17 protein-coding genes and 2 tRNA genes are annotated in these 19,554 nt (G+C 46.4%); 17 read left to right on the top strand and 2 right to left on the bottom strand.

Annotation, left to right across the window (positions count from 1 at the left end):
• Positions 1-36: 36 nt before the first annotated feature.
• From B5D50_RS02490 to B5D50_RS02475, 4 genes are all read left to right on the top strand, one after another.
• Positions 37-570, top strand: coding sequence for a hypothetical protein (locus B5D50_RS02490; RefSeq protein WP_078921002.1), 534 nt, complete (start codon positions 37-39; stop codon positions 568-570).
• Entirely contained in the window at positions 563-2,050 is a 1,488-nt protein-coding gene (locus B5D50_RS02485; RefSeq protein WP_078921001.1) for a DUF3131 domain-containing protein, read from the top strand. Before B5D50_RS02490 ends, B5D50_RS02485 begins: the two co-directional genes overlap by 8 nt.
• Positions 2,031-4,040 carry a hypothetical protein gene (locus B5D50_RS02480; protein ID WP_078921000.1) on the top strand — a complete coding sequence of 670 codons (2,010 nt, stop codon included), beginning with the start codon at positions 2,031-2,033 and terminating at the stop codon, positions 4,038-4,040. The genes B5D50_RS02485 and B5D50_RS02480 overlap by 20 nt, the downstream gene beginning before the upstream one ends.
• An 80-nt stretch (positions 4,041-4,120) precedes the next feature.
• The gene (locus tag B5D50_RS02475) at positions 4,121-5,323 is read left to right on the top strand and encodes an OmpA family protein (protein ID WP_159448552.1); all 1,203 of its coding nucleotides are present in this window, start codon (positions 4,121-4,123) and stop codon (positions 5,321-5,323) included.
• Between the two features lie 51 nt (positions 5,324-5,374).
• Here B5D50_RS02475 and opgC read toward each other — a convergent pair whose 3' ends face one another.
• The gene (gene opgC / locus B5D50_RS02470; protein WP_078920998.1) at positions 5,375-6,610 is read right to left on the bottom strand and encodes an OpgC domain-containing protein; all 1,236 of its coding nucleotides are present in this window, start codon (positions 6,608-6,610) and stop codon (positions 5,375-5,377) included.
• Positions 6,611-6,795: 185 nt separating this feature from the next.
• Between opgC and B5D50_RS02465 the strand changes: the two genes are divergently transcribed.
• The 8 genes from B5D50_RS02465 (at position 6,796) to B5D50_RS02430 (ending at position 13,663) form a co-directional block, all read left to right on the top strand.
• Complete coding sequence (locus tag B5D50_RS02465; RefSeq protein ID WP_078920997.1) at positions 6,796-7,284, top strand: CinA family protein; 489 nt, start codon at positions 6,796-6,798, stop codon at positions 7,282-7,284.
• Between the two features lie 95 nt (positions 7,285-7,379).
• A complete protein-coding gene (recA, locus tag B5D50_RS02460) occupies positions 7,380-8,429 on the top strand; it encodes a recombinase RecA (protein ID WP_078920996.1) in 1,050 nt (349 codons plus the stop codon).
• 40 nt (positions 8,430-8,469) lie between these two features.
• Positions 8,470-8,916: a regulatory protein RecX gene (locus tag B5D50_RS02455; RefSeq protein WP_234975770.1), complete on the top strand. Its 447-nt coding sequence runs from the start codon at positions 8,470-8,472 to the stop codon at positions 8,914-8,916.
• Complete coding sequence (gene alaS / locus B5D50_RS02450) at positions 8,903-11,518, top strand: alanine--tRNA ligase (RefSeq protein WP_078920994.1); 2,616 nt, start codon at positions 8,903-8,905, stop codon at positions 11,516-11,518. The genes B5D50_RS02455 and alaS overlap by 14 nt, the downstream gene beginning before the upstream one ends.
• 81 nt (positions 11,519-11,599) lie before the next feature.
• Positions 11,600-12,823 carry an aspartate kinase gene (locus tag B5D50_RS02445; protein WP_078920993.1) on the top strand — a complete coding sequence of 408 codons (1,224 nt, stop codon included), beginning with the start codon at positions 11,600-11,602 and terminating at the stop codon, positions 12,821-12,823.
• 309 nt (positions 12,824-13,132) lie between these two features.
• Complete coding sequence (gene csrA, locus B5D50_RS02440; RefSeq protein WP_078920992.1) at positions 13,133-13,333, top strand: carbon storage regulator CsrA; 201 nt, start codon at positions 13,133-13,135, stop codon at positions 13,331-13,333.
• 67 nt (positions 13,334-13,400) lie between these two features.
• A tRNA-Ser gene (locus B5D50_RS02435) sits at positions 13,401-13,491 on the top strand.
• A gap of 95 nt (positions 13,492-13,586) precedes the next feature.
• Positions 13,587-13,663, top strand: a tRNA-Arg gene (locus tag B5D50_RS02430).
• A gap of 67 nt (positions 13,664-13,730) precedes the next feature.
• Here the strand turns inward: B5D50_RS02430 and B5D50_RS02425 are convergent.
• Positions 13,731-14,033, bottom strand: coding sequence for a YhbY family RNA-binding protein (locus tag B5D50_RS02425; protein WP_078920991.1), 303 nt, complete (start codon positions 14,031-14,033; stop codon positions 13,731-13,733).
• A 47-nt stretch (positions 14,034-14,080) separates the two neighbouring features.
• Between B5D50_RS02425 and rlmE the strand changes: the two genes are divergently transcribed.
• From rlmE to B5D50_RS02400, 5 genes are all read left to right on the top strand, one after another.
• Positions 14,081-14,701, top strand: a complete 621-nt coding sequence (rlmE, locus tag B5D50_RS02420; RefSeq protein WP_078920990.1) for a 23S rRNA (uridine(2552)-2'-O)-methyltransferase RlmE — start codon at positions 14,081-14,083, stop codon at positions 14,699-14,701.
• Between the two features lie 59 nt (positions 14,702-14,760).
• Positions 14,761-16,683 carry an ATP-dependent zinc metalloprotease FtsH gene (ftsH, locus tag B5D50_RS02415; RefSeq protein WP_078920989.1) on the top strand — a complete coding sequence of 641 codons (1,923 nt, stop codon included), beginning with the start codon at positions 14,761-14,763 and terminating at the stop codon, positions 16,681-16,683.
• Between the two features lie 71 nt (positions 16,684-16,754).
• Positions 16,755-17,561 (top strand): dihydropteroate synthase, encoded by an 807-nt coding sequence (folP, locus tag B5D50_RS02410; protein ID WP_078920988.1) that lies wholly within the window; start codon positions 16,755-16,757, stop codon positions 17,559-17,561.
• A 33-nt stretch (positions 17,562-17,594) separates the two neighbouring features.
• A complete protein-coding gene (gene glmM / locus B5D50_RS02405) occupies positions 17,595-18,926 on the top strand; it encodes a phosphoglucosamine mutase (RefSeq protein WP_078920987.1) in 1,332 nt (443 codons plus the stop codon).
• A gap of 45 nt (positions 18,927-18,971) precedes the next feature.
• Complete coding sequence (locus tag B5D50_RS02400) at positions 18,972-19,553, top strand: PhnA domain-containing protein (protein ID WP_078920986.1); 582 nt, start codon at positions 18,972-18,974, stop codon at positions 19,551-19,553.
• The last annotated feature ends 1 nt before the right edge of the window (position 19,554 follow it).

Here is a 19,554-nt window from a genome sequence, read left to right as displayed (position 1 = left end):
TTCATAAAAAAATAATAAGGGGGGTTAGTATAGCTGATGAACCTATTTCAACATCTTTTACTGAGTTTATTACTGAGCTTAGGTTTGGGGTTGCTCATTTATCTACTGATCCAGAACCAGCAACTACAGAGGCAGTTGGCCGCTGTCGACGCTTTACAACGAGGTTCTGCTGAAAACATGGGCAAAACCCTAATCCCACTGACTGAAAAGCTGGAGGCCATCTCTTTGGTTACCAGCAAACTCAGTAAGGAAACCGAAGACAGTCATAATAAAAAACTCGCTCATCTGCAAAAGCGCTTGGACTTGTATAAAACCTTAGGTTTGCTTAATCAGGCTGAGTTATTGCGGCTAGAGGCTAAGGGTGTCGAGGCTGCCGATAAGCTGGCGAGTACAAAAAAAATCATTTGGGAAGCAGGTGAAGCCTTAGCGGATAAAAAAGCTCGCCTGCAAAGTTTGATGGGACCAATCGACAAATTGGTGGCGGCGTGGAAAGCAGGTGATCTGAGTCCGACAGCGGATACCGTGCGCAAAGAACTGGAAACCGTTTTGGGGGAACTTGGGAATGACTGAGCATGAGAAGAATAAAACCAGTCGCTTGAAGCATCGTTCTGTCGTGGTGGGTTTGGTGTGGTTGGCGGGGTTATTGCTGACCGGGGTGATTATTTATTTGATCAATGCCAGCTTCGGTGGCAATCAGCAAGCTGCAACTCAAGGAGGCTTGCTGAGTTTACTAAAAACTAGCCAGCCTCAGTCCCCAGTACGTACAGATACTTTCTGCCAGTTGGTCGAAAAACCCAATAATAGTTGTCTAGGTGAACCTAAGGGTTTGTGCTCCAAAGATATAGAAATAGCCAAGATCGCATGGAAGTATTTTGAAAATAATTACAATCCTGCAACAGGTTTGTATAACGCAGCGGATAAATACCAATCCACGACTATGTGGGACACAGGTTCAGCACTGGCAGCGACGATTGCCGCCCATGAATTCGGTTTGATCAACGATAAGGATTTCGATGACCGTGTGCAGGCCATGTTTAAGACCATGACGAATATGGAGCTGTTTAATAAGGAAGCACCCAACAAAGTTTATCATGCGGCGACCGCTGCGATGGTTGATTATCGTAATCAACCAGCTCCTGAGGGTATTGGTGTATCGGCTTTGGATTTAGCCCGAATGATTTCGTGGCTGAATACCTTAGGTTGTATGCATCCTAAATACGCTTATCCGGCGAAAAAAACGATCGAGCGTTGGGATTTAACCCGGATAGTAAAAGAGGGACAAATGTTCGGCATGTACCGCGACCAGACCTCCAAAGATAAAAAGATCGTAGTAGCCCAAGAGGGGCGTTTAGGTTATGAACAGTATGCGGGGAAAATTTTCCGTGAGTTGGGGTATGATCAACGGGTTGCGGCTACTTACAATAATGAATTCCGTGAAACCATCAATATTTATGATCTACCGATTGTTTATGATCGGCGCGATCCGCGTGATTTAGGTGCTTATAACTATGTGGTGACTGAATCCTATGCAATGGATGCGATAGAAAATGGGATTGATGCTGAAAATAAACCACTGATTGAGAATATTTTCAAGGTACAAAAACGCCGTTGGGAAGAAACCGGTATTGTTACCGCTGTCTCAGAAGACAACCTCGACCAAAAACCGTACTTTTTATATAACACGATCTTTACTGCGGGGCTGCCGTGGAATGCAACCACAGATAAAGGGGTCCGTTATGACCATTTAAAAACCCTGTCCGTTAAGGCCGCACTCTCACTGGCCTTATTATTCCCAGATGATCCCTATAGCAAAACCCTCGCCTATACCGTAAGTACTGCTTACGATCCTGAGCGGGGTTGGTATTCTGGCGTTTATGAAAACGGTGGTGGTTATAACAAAGCCATTACAGCGAATACGAATGGCATTATTTTAAGCTTGTTATTGTATAAAAAGTACGGTGAGTTTTACCCAATCTGTAAACGTTGCCAGCGAGGTTTGACACTCAGCCCGGCTAAAATCAAAACCTGCGATGTTTGCGAGGTTAAATAAAGGCGTATTATTGCTAGTTACCGTGGGCTGCATGTGGGAACAGACGAGTTTTGCACAAGCACGACCGCCTTTATTACAGGCGCTAGAAAATTTGCTCTGTGCGACGGATAGTGCAAGTGCTAAACAGCAACTCGATAAGCTGTTTAATATTTCCCCTCCGGGTCAGCAGTGGCCGGATGAGTGGTTAGGTACACAAGCTAATCAAGCCAGCTTGCAGGCGGGTACGCTAGACATCGCACTCTTGGCCTTGCAGCAAACTGCGATCCGTTTCCCGAGTTTACGTGAAACGGCGGAGCAAGTGGCTTTGCAATGGGATTATTGCGAGGTCTTGGAAGAGGATCAATTTTATAATCTCAGTTGGCAAGCCAATCGGTTGAATAAAACTTTAGCTGCTGAACCGGCTTCGAAGTGGGCAGGATTTAGGCAGTGGGGCTTTCTTAGCTCAGACCCAGCGGATCGTTTTGTGCCTGTACTCTTGGACGAGATTCGTATTGCACCGCAGGCCTATCATTTGCTGTTACATCGGATTTACCGGCAGCAGTGTTTTCCTCATCCAGAAACGGGTTTATTAGCTCGGGAGGCAGCGACTCCAAATCCTGCTTATACCAGAGCAGTCGTCGCTTTGGTGCCACAGCAAAAACCTATCCCTTACCCTTTTGTATGGCAACCGATTTGTGTAGGCAAGTCACGCAAAACCCTGCCTGAGCCTGCTCCAGTCGCAAAACCTAGTCAGCCAACGGTTGCGACAGCACAGGCGGCGAACAAGCCCATGCCAAGAGCGATACAGCAACAAGCCACCGATCAGCGTTTGGTGATTCCGATTGATCTTGTCATTCTTGAGCCAAAAACAAATACCAAAACTGCCGAGTCAAAGACAAAAATAAAGATAAAAACAAAGACAAAAACTACTGCAAATACAAAGATAAAAACTAGCAAGCCAAGTACAGCAAAAACAAATGCAAAGCCAAGTACAACGACAAATGTAAAGACCAATACCCAGGTTATGCCATCAACAAAACGCCTTCAGTCTAAAGGGCAGGGTGCAAAAGGCAACGCGGGCGAACTGCCAACACAGAAAAAAACACCAGTACGCAAAAAAAAGCTTAAATCCGCCCGAAAACGGATCTTAGCTACCCAGAAAAAGCCTGCAGTGACACGGCCACAAGGAAAGCCTGTACTCGTTAACCTCAATAAGGCCGTTCAACCAAAACCGATCAAGCCTGTAAAACCTAGGCCGAGTAAAGGCGTAGCTACACCAACAGAAACAGTTTTGCCTGCGGTCATTGAGCCGCAAGCCGATGGGCGCCTACCTTTGTATCTTGAGCCGAAAGCAACACCTAAACCGCAAACCAAAACTAACAGCAAAACTAAAGCTCAGGCACATGGTATGACTGGGATAGTGGATGCGAAAAGCCAGAAAAGCTTGCGGTTAGCCGGTAGCTTGGGTAGCAGTTTCTCATTGAAAGAGGGTAGCCACACCCTATCAGCGAGTGCTACTTGGTCACCGCAAGCGAATTGGTTTATCGGTGGCAATGTCTCCCTCAAGGCTAGTCAAGTGAGTTATGCTTGGAGCGCTGGCTATGCGGACTATAAAGCGGGGGGGTGGTCAGCACAGCTAAATAATTGGGGACCGATTCAGCCCGGTCAGGGCTTAGCCTTGGATAAAGCGAGTTTGAATCTTGGGCATAAATTCAAATCTATTCCCTTAGCAAAGTATAAGCTCACGGCTTCTAGTAATCTGAGTGTGCCAGTCAAGGGTCGGCCTAGTTTAAGTGGCAGTTTGCAATGGAATCCCAACCCCAACTGGTATGCGCGTACTACGGCCAGTGTGCCATTGAAAGGGGGTGATCTTAATTGGCATTACGCCTTTGGTTATAACAATCCATCAATACTGGGTAAATGGAAGCTTGAATATAGTAATTATGGTACTAACGCTTTTCCAGGGGATAACTTAAAGGATGGGACTTTGAGTGTGACTCGTAGCTGGTAGTTTTAGCTCAAGATCTCAATACCCCACTGGATGCAAGTTGGTAGGATTAAAGCATCATAACAATAATGAGGTGGCAAACTATGGTCAGCAAATACTCATGGATAGTCTGGTTTTCTGTGGTCGTGATGAATGATCTGCATGCAAACCAATCACCCCCTGCGGTTTATCCTAACTCGCGTTCATCACCAGTTGAATTGGCTCACGAAGATTACCAACTTAGCAATCTAGCCTTGCAGGGTTTGACGGGGCTATATATCAATCTTGACGACGCCATTAACAGTGCACAACCTAAAAATATTCAATTGCCTAGTGATCTAAAGACGCAAGTCATCCGTCGTTTAGAAAAAGCGGGCATGCGGCTGCTGAGTAAAGAGGAGATGGAAAAGACTCCTGGCCAACCAGAAATGAGTATGTTTCCCAGCTACCCTAAGCATCTTGGTCCGTTCAAACCCGGTGAGCCACGGATTGAATATAATGCGCAATGTTGTACAGCAGGTATTTGGACCTCGTTTACCCAAGGGGCGAGCACTTTGCGTAATCCTTTATTGAATCATAAGCTCGCGACTTGGGGTGAAGGGCATAATACGACGGACTGTACTGATATTGGCAAATGGTTAGGCGAGGTGGTACTGAAGACCGTTGATAATTTTATCAGTGCTAAACAGAAGGCTGATCAGGAGTATAAGCTATGGCTAGCTAAGCAGCCCAAGCAAACTTCAGTGGTGGCTGCAAGCACACGCCCTAAACCAGCCGCTCAATTAGACACTAAATTAAATACTAAATCGGAGGCTAATTTAGCCAACCCAGTGGTTGAACCGCCAGTATCAAGACCTGCCCAACAGGAACTGGTGACCCCAGCCACGGATAAAGTCGTGGAAGTTCATACCGTTCAAATGGCTGAAACTGCGCCAGCCCTCGCCTGTGATACAGCGGTGTTGCTCTATGCTGAGCTTTTTCCGACCGCTTCTGCCACCTTGAACCGGACTAATATCGCGATTCTTGCCAAGCTAGCGGATAATATTAAAGCTTGCCCGCAATACCGCTACCGTATTGAAACTCACTCCGACCAACGTGCAGATACGGAATACAATGAAATATTGTCTGCTCGTCGGGCAGTCGCGATCCGTAATTATTTAGTCGATCATGGCGTGAATGAAGATCAATTTGAGCTACGTTTTTATGGTGAACGTAAACCCGTGGTGATGGGCGATGATGAAGCAGCTTGGGCCGCTAATCGGCGCGTGGTGGTGATGCCTTTGAAGACCAAGACCAGTGGGTTTTGATCTTGGGTTGCTTGGGTCGTTGCCTTGTATTGAGCAAGGCTAATGGGCAGGTTAATGGGGAATCCAGCGAAATAAAAACTCTTTTTTCACCATTAACCAGACCACAGCCAGTAAGCTCGCATGGATAGCAGTATTAATCCAAAAGTTATTATAGGCGGGCAGGGGGGTATTCATAATGGCCAGCAGTAGGAAAATATGGATGAAAAAAACATATAAGGAGGCTTGCCCCAAAGGAATCAACAACCAACCTAAGGCCTTATTAATCGGTTGCCAACAGACGGTTAGCAGTGCATACATACTGATAAATAGTACGACGACATTCAGTAAACGCCCCACGCCTAATTGACTTTTACTAAAATATTCACTGTTTAAGTGATGGAAGGTTTCTGGTGCAATCAGGTTGAGTGAAATCCATTGCGGAATATGTGGCAAGGGATGGTTCCAAGTGAAAAATAAAAAGCATAGAGCTAACAAAATGCTCACCCACAAAAGGGCTTTACCCAAGCTGGTTTTGAAAAAAGCGAGGACTTCTTGTTTGTAATACCCGACAACCATGCCATGTACATAAATTAACTGCCAAGCCATGATCGGAAAAGCATACTCAAACTGTGCTCCAGTGGGGCGCAAAGATTGGCGAGGTGCTCCATAATGAATCGCGTAGATTACCCAGCTGATAGCCAGCAATAGCACGACCCGCTGTTTAGTCAACATGAAAAAAACTAAGGGGGTGATCAGAATGAACATGACTACATATAGGCCAATCACTTGAAATTGATGGGGACCGATTTGTAGCAATAACGCTTTGCTAAGGATGGTAGAGAGCTTAGTACCAGCCTCTGGGTAAAGTTGATAGGTTTGATTATTAGCAGCATCGTAGAAAGTGGTGATGACGGTGCTATTAATCCAAGGAAGATAGCGGATGGCAGCCACGATCAAGATCATAATCACACTGATCCGGTATAAATCCACAGAGCGCTTGATTAAATCGGGCATCACGACGGGCAAACCTTCCCGCTTTACTTTTTTCCCATACACCATGCCGACTACAATGCCAGAGAGAATGACAAAGATTTCAGCAGTTGAAACCACTCCCAGTCGCTCCCAACCAATAAACATTAGCAAAGAGAAAAATTCGAAGTGACTAGCGAACAATAAGGGAACAACGAAGCCACGCATCAGATCAAGGCGTAAATCACGAGTTGCACCTGTTTCTGGATAGGCCCAACTGGCAGGAAATAATTCGGTCAAAGAGCGAGAGCGAGTCGCTGTTTGTAGCAGGGTAGGCATTGAATACCGCCATTTATATTTTTTATATCGCGTTCGCCTATCTTAAGCTGTGCCACTTAGATCAGGCAAGCCTTAGGCGCTATACGGTAGTGAGCCGAGTCAGAAACGCTCGCTTTTAGGTTGGATAGAGTGTCAAGATCAGTTTTCAAAAGTTCAGGTCGTGAATTCGCAAGGAGGTTCGGGTGATGGAGGCAAATGCTTTATATAAACTGGCAGAACAATTAGGACAGGTTTTAAGTGCAGCTGAATACAGGTTAGTAACAGCAGAGTCTTGTACGGGTGGAGGGATTGCAAAAATTTGTACTGAGGTTGCAGGGAGTTCAGCTTGGTTTGATTGTGCTTGGGTGACTTATAGCAATCAGTCTAAACAAGATTTATTAGGCGTATCTGCCCAAACCCTCCTTGAGCATGGGGCTGTCAGCGAAGCAACCGTCGTGGAAATGGTGCAAGGTGCACTAAAGCGTGCAAAGGCACAAGTTGCCATTGCCGTCAGCGGTATTGCAGGGCCAACAGGAGGTACTGTGTATAAGCCAGTAGGGGCAGTCTGTATAGCTTGGTTGATTGTTGGCCAAGAGGTTCAAGCAAAAACTTTTTATTTTCAAGGAGATAGGTCGAAAATTCGTGACTCGGCTGTCGCGGAAGCTTTGCGTTATTTATTGTCCTTATTACAGTGATTTTTGTCCGTTTTATTTTTGAGTTAGCCCCAAATATGCGATAATTAGTCGGTTCGAAACCTCTATATTTTAGTCATTTTTAAGGAGTGACCGGCATGGATGAAAATAAGAAAAAAGCATTGGCGGCAGCATTAGGACAAATCGAGCGTCAGTTCGGTAAAGGCGCAGTGATGCGGATGGGCGACGCAGCTGCGGTACGAAATATTGAAGCTATTTCAACGGGTTCTTTAACCTTAGATATTGCGCTTGGGATTGGTGGTTTGCCAAAAGGGCGCGTGGTTGAAATTTATGGCCCAGAATCTTCGGGTAAAACGACCTTAACTTTACAAGTGATCGCCGAGTGCCAAAAAGCAGGTGGTACAGCGGCGTTTGTGGATGCTGAGCATGCTCTAGATCCGGGGTATGCAGCTAAACTGGGGGTCAATGTCGATGATTTATTGGTTTCGCAACCTGACACAGGTGAGCAAGCCTTAGAAATCGCCGATATGCTAGTCCGCTCGGGTGCAGTGGATATTGTCGTGGTCGACTCGGTAGCTGCTTTAACACCTAAGGCAGAAATTGAAGGAGATATGGGGGATTCTCATGTTGGCTTACAAGCTCGTTTAATGTCTCAAGCCCTGCGTAAGCTAACCGGTAATATTAAGCGTTCGAATACTTTGGTGATTTTCATTAACCAGATTCGCATGAAAATTGGTGTGATGTTTGGTAGCCCTGAAACCACGACTGGTGGGAATGCACTGAAATTCTATGCCTCAGTGCGGCTAGATATTCGGCGCATTGGTTCTATCAAAAAAGGTGAAGAGGTGATCGGTAATGAAACCCGCGTGAAGGTCGTTAAGAATAAAATGGCTCCGCCGTTTAAACAGGCTGAGTTTGAGATTCTTTACGGTGAAGGGATTTCCCGCGAAGGTGAGCTGATTGAATTAGGTGTCAATCAAGGCTTAATCGGCAAAGCAGGGGCTTGGTATAGTTACAACGGTGACAAGATCGGCCAAGGTAAAGACAATGCCAAAAACTATTTGAAAGAGCACCCTGAAATGGCGAAAACCATTGAGCAAGCGATTCGTGCTGCGGCTTTAACCGCACCGATCATTAGCTCGGCCACCGAAGAGGACGATGATTTGCCGGCGGACGAGGTGCTGTAATGCACTTTAAACCTTGGTAACGGGTCTTAGAGTGTCAGTGGTGGCGACAGAAGCTGAATTATTTGCCAAGGCGCTGCGAGTGCTTGCTGTACGCGAGCATTCGCGCCTTGAATTAGCAAAAAAATTAGCAAGTTTAACAGAAGATAGTAGCTTGATTGAGCAAGTCTTAGATAAGCTAGCGCAGGCTGATTATTTGAATGAGCAACGCTATGCTGAGCTATTAGTGCGCTCTACGCTTGCAAAAGGCTATGGTCCTCTGAAACTGGCTCAAGCAGTGCGTGAAAAAGGGGTCGATTCAGCTTTAGCTAAGGCCGTTTTAGAGGCCGCTGATCTTGATTGGCAAGCCTTAGCTGCGCATCAACGGCGCAAAAAATTTGGGGATGTCCTTCCGACTGAGTGGCAGGAGCGAGCACGTCAAAGCCGCTTTTTGGCAGGGCGTGGTTTTTATTTAGAAACGATTAATGCGGTTTTTCATGAAAAGTGCTGAGTTAAGACAGAAATTTTTAGGTTATTTTGCCAGTCAAGGTCATGAGATCGTGCCTTCTAGCTCCCTCGTACCCGGCAATGATCCTAGTTTGTTATTCACCAATTCAGGGATGGTACAATTTAAGGACGTATTTTTAGGGGTTGATAAGCGCGCTTATCAACGGGCGACAACGGCGCAACGTTGCGTGCGGGCGGGGGGGAAACATAATGACCTCGAAAATGTCGGTTACACCGCTCGGCATCACACCTTTTTTGAAATGCTTGGCAATTTTAGTTTTGGTGATTATTTCAAAGAAGATGCAATTCGGTTTTGTTGGCAGTTTCTCACTGAGATTTTGAAGCTGCCCAAAGAACGCTTATGGGTCACTGTTTATGCAGAGGACGACGAAGCTTTCAACATTTGGTCAGAAGGGATTGGTTTCCCCACCGATCGGATTAGTCGTATTGGTGATAATAAAGGCGCACCGTATGCCTCTGATAATTTCTGGCAGATGGGTGACACTGGCCCTTGTGGACCGTGTACTGAAGTTTTCTATGATCATGGTGCGCATATTTGGGGTGGCCCCCCCGGTACACCGGAAGAAGATGGCGACCGCTTTATCGAAATCTGGAATCTGGTTTTCATGCAGTTTGAGCGCACCAAAGAGGGTGAGATGCGGCGCTTGCCTAAGCCTTCTGTCGATACCGGGATGGGTTTAGAACGCTTAGCTGCGATCTTGCAAGGTGTGCATAGCAATTATGAAATTGATCTATTTCAAGCCTTGATCAAGTCCGCACATGACTTAGCTGCTGTGGGAACTGATCCGAACAATGCTTCTTTAAAAGTCATTGCCGATCATATTCGCTCTTGTTCCTTCTTAGTGGTCGATGGGGTTTTACCTGCGAATGAAGGGCGTGGTTATGTCCTGCGTCGGATTATCCGTCGAGCGATTCGCCACGGCTACAAATTAGGTATGCAAGCGCCTTTCTTCTATAAGTTAGTGCAGCCTTTAGTGGAGCAAATGGGTGAGGCTTATCCTGAGTTAGCTAAGATGCAAACTCAAGTTGAGCAAGCGCTGGAAAAAGAAGAGCGCCGCTTTGCAGAAACCCTTGAGCAAGGCATGAAAATCCTTGAAAGCGCAATTGCTGATTTAGCGGGTGACACCATTGATGGTGAGACAGTATTCAAATTGTATGACACTTACGGTTTCCCGCTCGATTTAACTGCTGATATTGCGCGTGAACGCAATTTGAAGCTAGACGAAGCAGGCTTTGAACTGGCTATGAATGCGCAGCGTGAGCGTGCGCGGGCTGCGGGTAAATTTGGTACTGACTATAACGATAAGTTAGCGATCGACAGTGAAACGGATTTCCACGGTTATGACACTCTAGCTGAAGCGAGTGTGGTGATTGGCTTGTTTAGTGCGGGTCAAGCCGTTGAGAGTTTAGCTGCTGGGCAAGACGGGCAGCTTGTGTTAGCGAATACGCCGTTTTATGCAGAGTCTGGTGGTCAAGTCGGTGATACCGGCTATTTAAAAACTAGCACGGGTGTTTTCCGAGTGACGGATACACAAAAGCAAGGCAAAACCTTTATTCATGTTGGGCAAGTTGAAAGCGGTAATATTCAAGCTGGAGCTAAGGTCAGTGCTGAAGTCGATAGCACACGGCGCAACGCTATTATTCTGAATCATTCCGCCACGCATTTAATGCATGCTGCTTTGCGTCAAGTGTTAGGTCAGCATGTTGAGCAAAAAGGTTCTTTAGTCAATGAAGAGCGGTTAAGGTTCGACTTTTCTCATCCAGAAGCGGTAACCGCTGAGCAAATTGCTGAGGTAGAAGTACTTGTCAATAGCCAAATTCGTGCTAATGCTGCAGCCTCTGCGCGCTTGATGGATATGGAGTCCGCCAAAGCAGCAGGCGCAATGGCTTTATTTGGCGAGAAGTATGGTGATGTCGTGCGGGTGATGCAGCTTGGTTTTTCTACCGAGTTATGTGGTGGCTGCCATGTGGAGCGCACTGGCGATATTGGTTTATTCAAGATTGTCAGCGAAGGTGGGGTTGCAGCGGGGATTCGCCGAATTGAAGCGGTCACAGGGGCGAATGCCTTGGCTTGGCTCAATGAGGTTAATACACGTCTGAGTCATGTAGCACGCTTACTAAAATCCAGCAGCGCCGAAGTTTTAGATAAGACTGAAGCTCTGGTTCAACGCAATCGCGCCTTAGAAAAAGAACTAGAGCAGCTTAAAGGTAAAATGGCTTCACAAGCAGGTTCTAATTTGGCTGATCAAGCGCTTGATGTAGCAGGTATTAAAGTCTTAGCGGCGAATTTAGAGGGGGCTGATCCAAAATCCTTACGTGATACCGTTGACCAGTTGAAAAATAAACTGGGTAAAGCAGTGATTATTTTGTCTGCAGTCGCTGAAGGTAAAGTCGCTTTGGTGGCCGGTGTGACTAAAGATGAAACCAGTAAAGTCAAGGCGGGCGATTTGCTGGGCTTTGTAGCGAGTCAATTAGGCGGTAAAGGCGGTGGACGCCCTGATCTAGCACAAGGGGGCGGTAGCGATGTTGCTGCTTTACCTCAAGCTTTAGCTTCTGTACCTGCTTGGGTTGCTGAACGCCTTTAGTATTTCTTTCCAAAAAAGCTTATAGTTTTAGTCCCCCCTCCTTTTGAGGGGGGAGTCATTTTTATAGATTGAAGGTAAGTCATGGCACTGATCGTACAAAAATACGGCGGTACCTCGGTTGGTTCGCCGGAGCGCATAGCGGCGGTGGCTGATCGGGTCATCCGTTGGCGGCAGAAGGGTAATGATGTCGTGGTGGTGGTTTCGGCAATGTCGGGGGAAACCAATAAACTGGTCGCACTGATTAATGCAGTGAATCCCATCGGTTCAGAGCGTGAAAAAGACGCTATTTTGGCAACGGGTGAGCAAGTCACGATTGGCTTGTTGGCGTTGGCTTTAGAGAAAAAGGGTCAACCAGCACGCTCTTATACGGGTGGGCAAGTGCGGATTCTTACTGATGGTGCGCATACTAAAGCGCGCATTATGGATATTGATGGTTCGCCGATTCGTAAGGATTTAGCTGAAGGTAAGGTGGTCGTGGTCGCTGGCTTTCAAGGGGTGACAGCCGATGGCAGTATTACGACTTTAGGCCGTGGTGGTTCTGATACCACAGGCGTAGCTTTGGCAGTGGCTTTAAAAGCGGATGAATGCCAAATTTATACGGATGTGGATGGGGTTTATACCACTGATCCCCGTATTGAACCAAAAGCCAAGCATATTCCGGTGTTGAGTTTGGAAGAGATGCTGGAGATGGCAAGCCAAGGCTCTAAAGTCTTGCAAATTCGCTCGGTAGAATTCGCTTATAAATATGATATGCCTATTCGTGTGCTCTCAAGCTTTGATGAGACCGATACAGGTAAAAGCACACTGGTGACTCGTGAGGATGAAGTAATGGAAGAAGTATCGGTTCGTGGGATTGCTTTTAACCGTGACGAAGCGCAATTGACCGTTCAAGGTGTACCCGACCGCCCAGGTGTGGCTTATCAGATTTTAGGTCCGATTTCTGATGCCAATATTGAAGTGGATATGATTGTGCAAAATAGCGGTTCTAATAGCACCACTGATTTCACCTTCACGGTACACCGTAATGATTATCACAAAGCCACTCAAATCTTAGCCCGCACTTGCGAAGCCTTAGGTGCGCGTGCTTGGGAGGGGGATGAGAGTATTGCCAAGGTCGCGATTGTTGGCGCAGGCATGCGTTCGCATGCAGGAATCGCTAGCAAAATGTTTAAAGTATTAGCGGATGAAGGCATTAATATCCATATGATTTCTACATCAGAAATTAAAGTTGCTGTGGTTATTGATGAAAAGTACCTAGAGTTAGCGGTACGTGTTTTACATCAAGCTTTCGGTTTATCGAGTTAATGACAGTCGATAGCCGACTGTTGACAGTTGACTATCGCAATTTTTAAGCTAGCTCATACCGCCAAGTTAATCCTTTTGACTTAGGCGGTTTTTTTATGCCGTTTGTTGTAAAAAAGTATTTAAAAATCAAATAATCTCTGTTGCTTTTTGCCACTTAATGGTAAAAGTACAACAGGGAGTATAAAAGTTAAGGCTCAGTTCAGTCGCTATGTGGGAATGTTATGCAACTGGATGCTGTTCTGGGTATTGGGGTCACAGACTCTATCAGAGGTTCGGTGAATTAAATGCAGCAATATGGAGATTTGCGTCATGTTGATATTGACTCGTAGGGTAGGGGAAACCCTGATGATTGGCGATGAAGTCAGCGTCACTGTATTAGGAGTCAAGGGCAATCAAGTGCGCCTAGGCATTAATGCACCTAAGGATGTGGCGGTACATCGTGAAGAGATTTATGAGCGCATTCACCATGAAGCGACTGATCCCCGTGTTGTTGAAGAAAATTCAAATTAGCTCTTTACCAAAGCACGCAAGCGAGGTATTCTTGCGGCCTTCATAAATAAGCGTTGTTTCTCTGTACGGAGAGGTGGCCGAGAGGCCGAAGGCACTCCCCTGCTAAGGGAGCATGGGCCAAAAGCTCATCGCGGGTTCGACTCCCGCCCTCTCCGCCATTTATCAGTTATTATTTATGACTTAATAGTGGCAAGAAATTAAAAAAACTCTTGACCTACTAAAATGAAATGCGCAAAATACGCGCCTTCAGAAAGCGTCCATAGCTCAGTTGGATAGAGTACCTGGCTACGAACCAGGCGGTCGGAGGTTCGAATCCTTCTGGACGCGCCATATAGCAAAGGCTTGCATTGAAAGATGCAGGCCTTTTTTGTTTCAGGTGACTAAAGTTTAAAAACTTTTAGCTAGTCGCTGATAGTAAATAAGGACGATCAGGGTTACGCTGATACAAAACAGCGGTATTACCAATCTGCTGAATGAGCATAGCTTGGTTGGCATGCTCTAGAATCTGTTCTAGGGTCTGATTTCTTAAATCACGATCGCCCACACTGATTTTGATTTTTACTAATTGATGGTAGGCCAAGGCATTATCCAGCTCGACCAGAATACTATCTTTAAGTCCATGTTGGCCGATAAGGATAATAGGGTGGAGTGCGTGGGCTAAACCTTTTAGGCGCTTTTTTTGTGCATCCGTGAGTTCCATAACCGTTCTTCCCAAAAAGGCGCGAGTTTAAGTAGTAAGTTGGTAGTATGGCAAGAAGCAAAAGCAGTCACAAATGGTTACGTGAGCATTTTGATGATGAATATGTAAAAAAAGCTCAGCAAGAAGGTTATCGTTCGCGGGCGGTGTATAAGCTTAAGGAAATCCAAGACAAAGATCATTTACTGCGCCCGGGGACCAAAGTCGTGGATTTAGGCGCAGCTCCGGGTGGTTGGAGTCAAGTAGCCGTGCAGCTAGTAGGTCGAACAGGCCGAGTGGTGGCGAGTGATATTTTACCGATTGACCCGATTCCAAATGTAGAATTTGTCTTGGGTGATTTTCGTGAGCAAGCTGTTTTAAATGAATTGCTAAATTTATTGGATGATGAAAAAGCAGACCTTGTACTTTCAGATATGGCCCCCAATATGAGTGGTATGGATGCTGTCGATCAGCCACGTGCTATTTATTTATGTGAGTTAGCTTTGGATATGGCACAGCAGGTTTTAAAGCCAGGTGGATCGTTTTTAGTAAAACTTTTTCAAGGCGATGGCTCAGATAAGTTTCTACAAGAACTACGACGGCATTTTAAAACCGTAAAAATTCGCAAGCCGTCGGCTTCAAGACCCCGCAGTCGTGAAGTATATGTGCTTGGCCAAGGGTTTTTGGTGTAGTATTTGCTAAGCCTGTAAGCTAGCGTGAGGGTCATTAGACCGGAAATGGAGATAGTTTCTTGAATGATTTAACCAAAAATTTGCTCATCTGGGCTGTTATTGCGTTTGTACTGATTGCAGTATTTAGCAAATTTAGCGTACAGCCCGGTCATCAAGCTTCCGCTATATCTTATTCTGAGTTCTTACAAAATGTGTACAGTAAGAATGTTAAAGAAGTGGATATCAGAGGGCAAAAAATTATTGGTGTTACCACCAATGGGGAACGCTTCACTACGTATAGCCCACCTAGTGATGAAAAAATGGTTAGTGATTTATTAGCTAATGGTGTCAAAGTGAATGCAGCCCCACCCGAAGAGCGCTCCATTTTCTGGGATATTGTAATTAGCTGGGTACCTTTCTTGCTAATTATTGGCTTGTGGATTTATATCATGCGTCAAATGCAAGGTGGCGGTGGTGGGCGTGGAGCCATGTCCTTTGGTAAAAGCCGGGCACGCATGATGACTGAAGACCAAGTGAAGGTCACTTTCAATGATGTCGCGGGCTGTGATGAAGCCAAAGAAGAAGTAGCGGAGTTAGTTGAGTTTTTGCGTGATCCTAGCAAATTCCAAAAGTTAGGTGGCAAGATTCCGCGTGGTGTGTTGATGGTAGGCTCACCCGGTACGGGTAAGACTTTGTTAGCCAAAGCCATTGCAGGTGAGGCTAAAGTCCCCTTCTTCAGTATTTCCGGCTCAGACTTCGTTGAGATGTTTGTTGGTGTGGGTGCGTCACGGGTGCGTGACATGTTCGAGCAAGCCAAAAAGCATGCGCCTTGCATTATCTTTATTGACGAGATTGATGCGGTAGGTCGCCAGCGTGGAGCGGGTTTAGGGGGTGGTCATGATGAGCGTGAGCAAACCTTAAATCAATTGCTGGTAGAAATGGATGGTTTTGAAGGCAGTGAAGGCATTATCGTGATTGCAGCGACTAACCGTCCTGATGTCTTAGATCCTGCTTTATTGCGTCCGGGGCGCTTTGATCGTCAAGTGGTCGTGCCTTTACCGGATGTGCGTGGTCGTGAGCAGATTCTGAAAGTGCATATGCGTAAAGTCCCCTTAGGCGATGATGTAAAGCCAAGTTTTATCGCTCGTGGTACGCCCGGTTTCTCTGGGGCTGATTTGGCTAATTTAGTCAATGAGGCGGCTTTGTTTGCAGCACGTTCGAATAAACGCACGGTTGACATGATTGAGTTTGAAAAAGCTAAAGACAAAATCATGATGGGTGCTGAGCGTAAGTCGATGGTCATGAATGAGGAAGAGAAGCGGATGACTGCTTATCATGAAGCAGGGCATGCGATTGTCGGTCTCAATGTTCCAGAAGAAGATCCGGTTTATAAGGTGACGATCATTCCTCGTGGGCGTGCTTTAGGTGTAACCATGTTCCTGCCTGTGGAAGATCGTTACAGCAATAGCAAGCAGCGTTTAGAAAGTAAAATTTCTAGCCTCTATGGCGGCCGTATTGCTGAAGAGTTAATTTTTGGTGCTGAGCGTGTGACAACTGGGGCTTCTAATGACATCGAGCGTGCGACAGATATTGCCCGCAATATGGTGACTAAATGGGGTTTGTCAGATCGGATGGGGCCATTAGCCTATTCAGAAGATGAAGGTGAAGTGTTCTTGGGTCGCTCTGTCACTCAGCATAAGCAAATGTCAGATGACACCGCGCATGCGATTGATGAAGAAATTCGTGGTGTGATTGAGCGTAACTATGCCCGTGCTAAGCAAATTCTGACCGACCATATGGATAAACTCCATGCTATGTCAAATGCATTAATAAAATATGAAACGATTGATCGTGATCAGATTGATGCGATTATGCGTGGAGAAGAGCCTAAGCCGCCAGCTGATTGGACGGAGGATGACAATAGCAAAGGTAATCCGCCGTCAATGCGATTACCGCAAGCAGGTTCTGGCGATGTGGTAGGGGATCCAGCGGGTTCTCACTAACTACGCTTCATTATCTGGATAAACTTAAAAGGCGTGGATGATTCCGCGCCTTTGTTTTTGGAGCTGATGCTATGTTTGATCTTAGCCTGCCACGAACTCAAGTAATGGGTATTTTGAATCTCACTCCCGATTCGTTTTCTGATGGTGGCCAGTTTAATCGCCTAGAGAGTGCGCTTAAACAAACGGAGGCCATGATTCAAGCAGGGGCTGACATTATTGATCTAGGGGGTGAGTCGACTCGCCCCGGAGCGCTAGAAGTTTCAGTTGACGAGGAATTAACGCGAGTAATGCCAGTGCTGACTGCGATTCGTGAGCGCTTTGCCATTCCTATCTCTGTCGATACCAGCAAGCCCGAGGTCATGCAGGCAGCACTTCAACAACAGGTGGAGCTAATTAATGATGTGCGTGCTTTACAAGAGCCGGGGGCTTTAGCGGTATGCGCGAATAGCCCAGCCTTGGTCTGCCTGATGCACATGCAGGGTCAGCCCTCAATGATGCAACATGCGCCGCAGTATGTGGATATCGTGCAAGAAGTTGCGGATTTTTTTCAAGCACGGATTAACGCTTGCACCCAAGCAGGCATTGCACGTGAGCGATTAATTTTAGATCCGGGGTTTGGGTTTGGAAAAAATTTGGAACACAACCTCACACTGTTTAAGCATTTACCCGCTTTTCAGGGCTTCGACTTGCCTGTATTAGTCGGTGTATCGCGTAAGGGCATGATCGGTGCTTTATTAAACGGCCGTCCCGCCGCTGAGCGTCTGCATGGGAGTGTGGCGGCAGCGGTGATCGCAGCGGTAAAGGGTGCAAAAATCGTGCGCGTCCATGATGTGGCGGCGACAGTCGATGCATTAAAAATTCTTCAAGCTGTGCTATAAAGCAGCACTAAGAAAATAAAGAGGATTTCAGTGATGGCTAGAAAATATTTTGGCACAGATGGTGTGCGTGGCACGATTGGCCAAGCACCGATGACTCCCGATTTTGTACTGAAATTGGGCTGGGCAGCAGGTAAGGTTTTAGCGGGTAATGGCCATCCTTTAGTGTTGATTGGCAAGGATCCGCGTATTTCTGGTTATATGCTGGAATCGGCTTTACAAGCGGGTTTGGCGGCAGCAGGGGTGAATGTGCGCTTATTAGGGCCGATGCCTACACCAGCTGTGGCTTATTTAACCCGTGCTTTTCGAGCCGCTGCGGGCATTGTGATTAGTGCTTCACATAATCCTTATCATGATAATGGGGTGAAATTTTTCTCTGCTGATGGGATGAAACTGCCTGACGAAGTGGAGGAGGAGATCGAGGTCTATTTAGCCAAGCCTTTAGTGACGGTTGCTTCACACGATTTAGGCAAAGCCGTGCGGATTAATGATGCAGCTGGCCGTTATATTGAATTCTGTAAGCGGGCTTTTCCGACAGAGTTATCTTTAAAAGGGTTGCGCATTGTGGTCGATTGTGCCAATGGGGCGACTTATCACGTCGCACCGGATGTATTCCGTGAGCTAGGTGCTGAAGTCATTGCCATTGCTAATGAACCGAATGGTTTTAATATCAATGAACATTGTGGGGCGACGGATACTGCGGAGCTGCGTGAAACGGTGCTCAAATACCGTGCTGATTTAGGTTTGGCTTTGGATGGTGATGGTGACCGCTTAATCATGGTGGATCATTTAGGTGAAGTAGTCGATGGCGACGAGGCCTTGGCGGTGATTGCTCAAGAACGGGGATCTGAGTATTTGCAGGCGGGTGTGGTTGGTACACAAATGAGTAATTTGGGTCTGGAAAAGTCGATGACTCGCTTAGGTATTCCGTTTTATCGTGCCAAAGTCGGTGATCGCTATGTGATGGAATTGATGCTCAAATATCAATGCCTGTTAGGGGGCGAGTCTTCAGGGCATGTGATTGTGCGTGATCATATTTCTACCGGAGATGGTATTGTGGCGGGTTTACAAGTGTTACGTGCGATCTTGTATAGTGGGCAATCCTTACATGATTTAAAAAAGGTGATGCTCAAATACCCACAAAAATTAATTAATGTACCCATTAAACAACGCCTTGATTTAAACACTTCAACACCCATTCAAGAGGCGGTTAAACAGGCTGAAGCAGAGTTAGGTGAGCGCGGTCGAGTCTTACTGCGTGCTTCCGGTACTGAACCACTGATTCGGGTGATGGTAGAAGGTGAGGATCATGCTGAAACCCAACGGCTTGCTGAGGCGATCGCTGAAGTGGTCAAGACGGCTGCTTAACTGCTTGCAACTGCTTACAATCTAAGTTGAATTTGAGTATTTTTTATGTCGATTGAATCTGAATTAAGAGTGCGCAGTGGGAATAGCTGCGAGTTATGTGCCGCCACTGAGAATCTAAGCTTATGGTCAGTAGCACCTAAATCGGGTGAGCAAGCTGAGGAGGCTGCTTGGTTGTGTACGACCTGCCAAACTCAGCTCTCAACAACTACCGAGGCTGAGCTGGATGTACAACATTGGCGTTGTTTAAATGAAAGCATGTGGAGTCAAATTCCGGCTATTCAAGTGCTCGCTTGGCGGATGTTAACTCGCTTGAGTACCGAGGCGTGGGCGCAGAATGCTTTAGATAGTTTGTATTTAGATGAGGCTACCCTTGCTTGGGCACAAGCTAGCTCACAGCCAGCAGAAGATGCTCTCGTGCATCGAGATAGCAATGGAGCAGTGTTGCAAGCAGGTGATACCGTGACTTTGATTAAAGATTTGGTGGTCAAAGGAGCTAATTTTACGGCTAAACGCGGTACAGCGGTGCGGAATATTTCGTTAGTCGCGGATAATGCTGCCCAGATTGAAGGGCGAGTGAATGATCAACATATCGTAATTTTAACGCAGTTTGTGAAAAGATCGACCTAAG

It is taken from the genome of Thiothrix eikelboomii, assembly GCF_900167255.1.
Classification (GTDB): Bacteria; Pseudomonadota; Gammaproteobacteria; order Thiotrichales; family Thiotrichaceae; genus Thiolinea; species Thiolinea eikelboomii.
The sequence above is the reverse complement of the archived record's forward strand: the minus strand, read 5'-3'. Positions and strand labels throughout refer to the sequence as shown.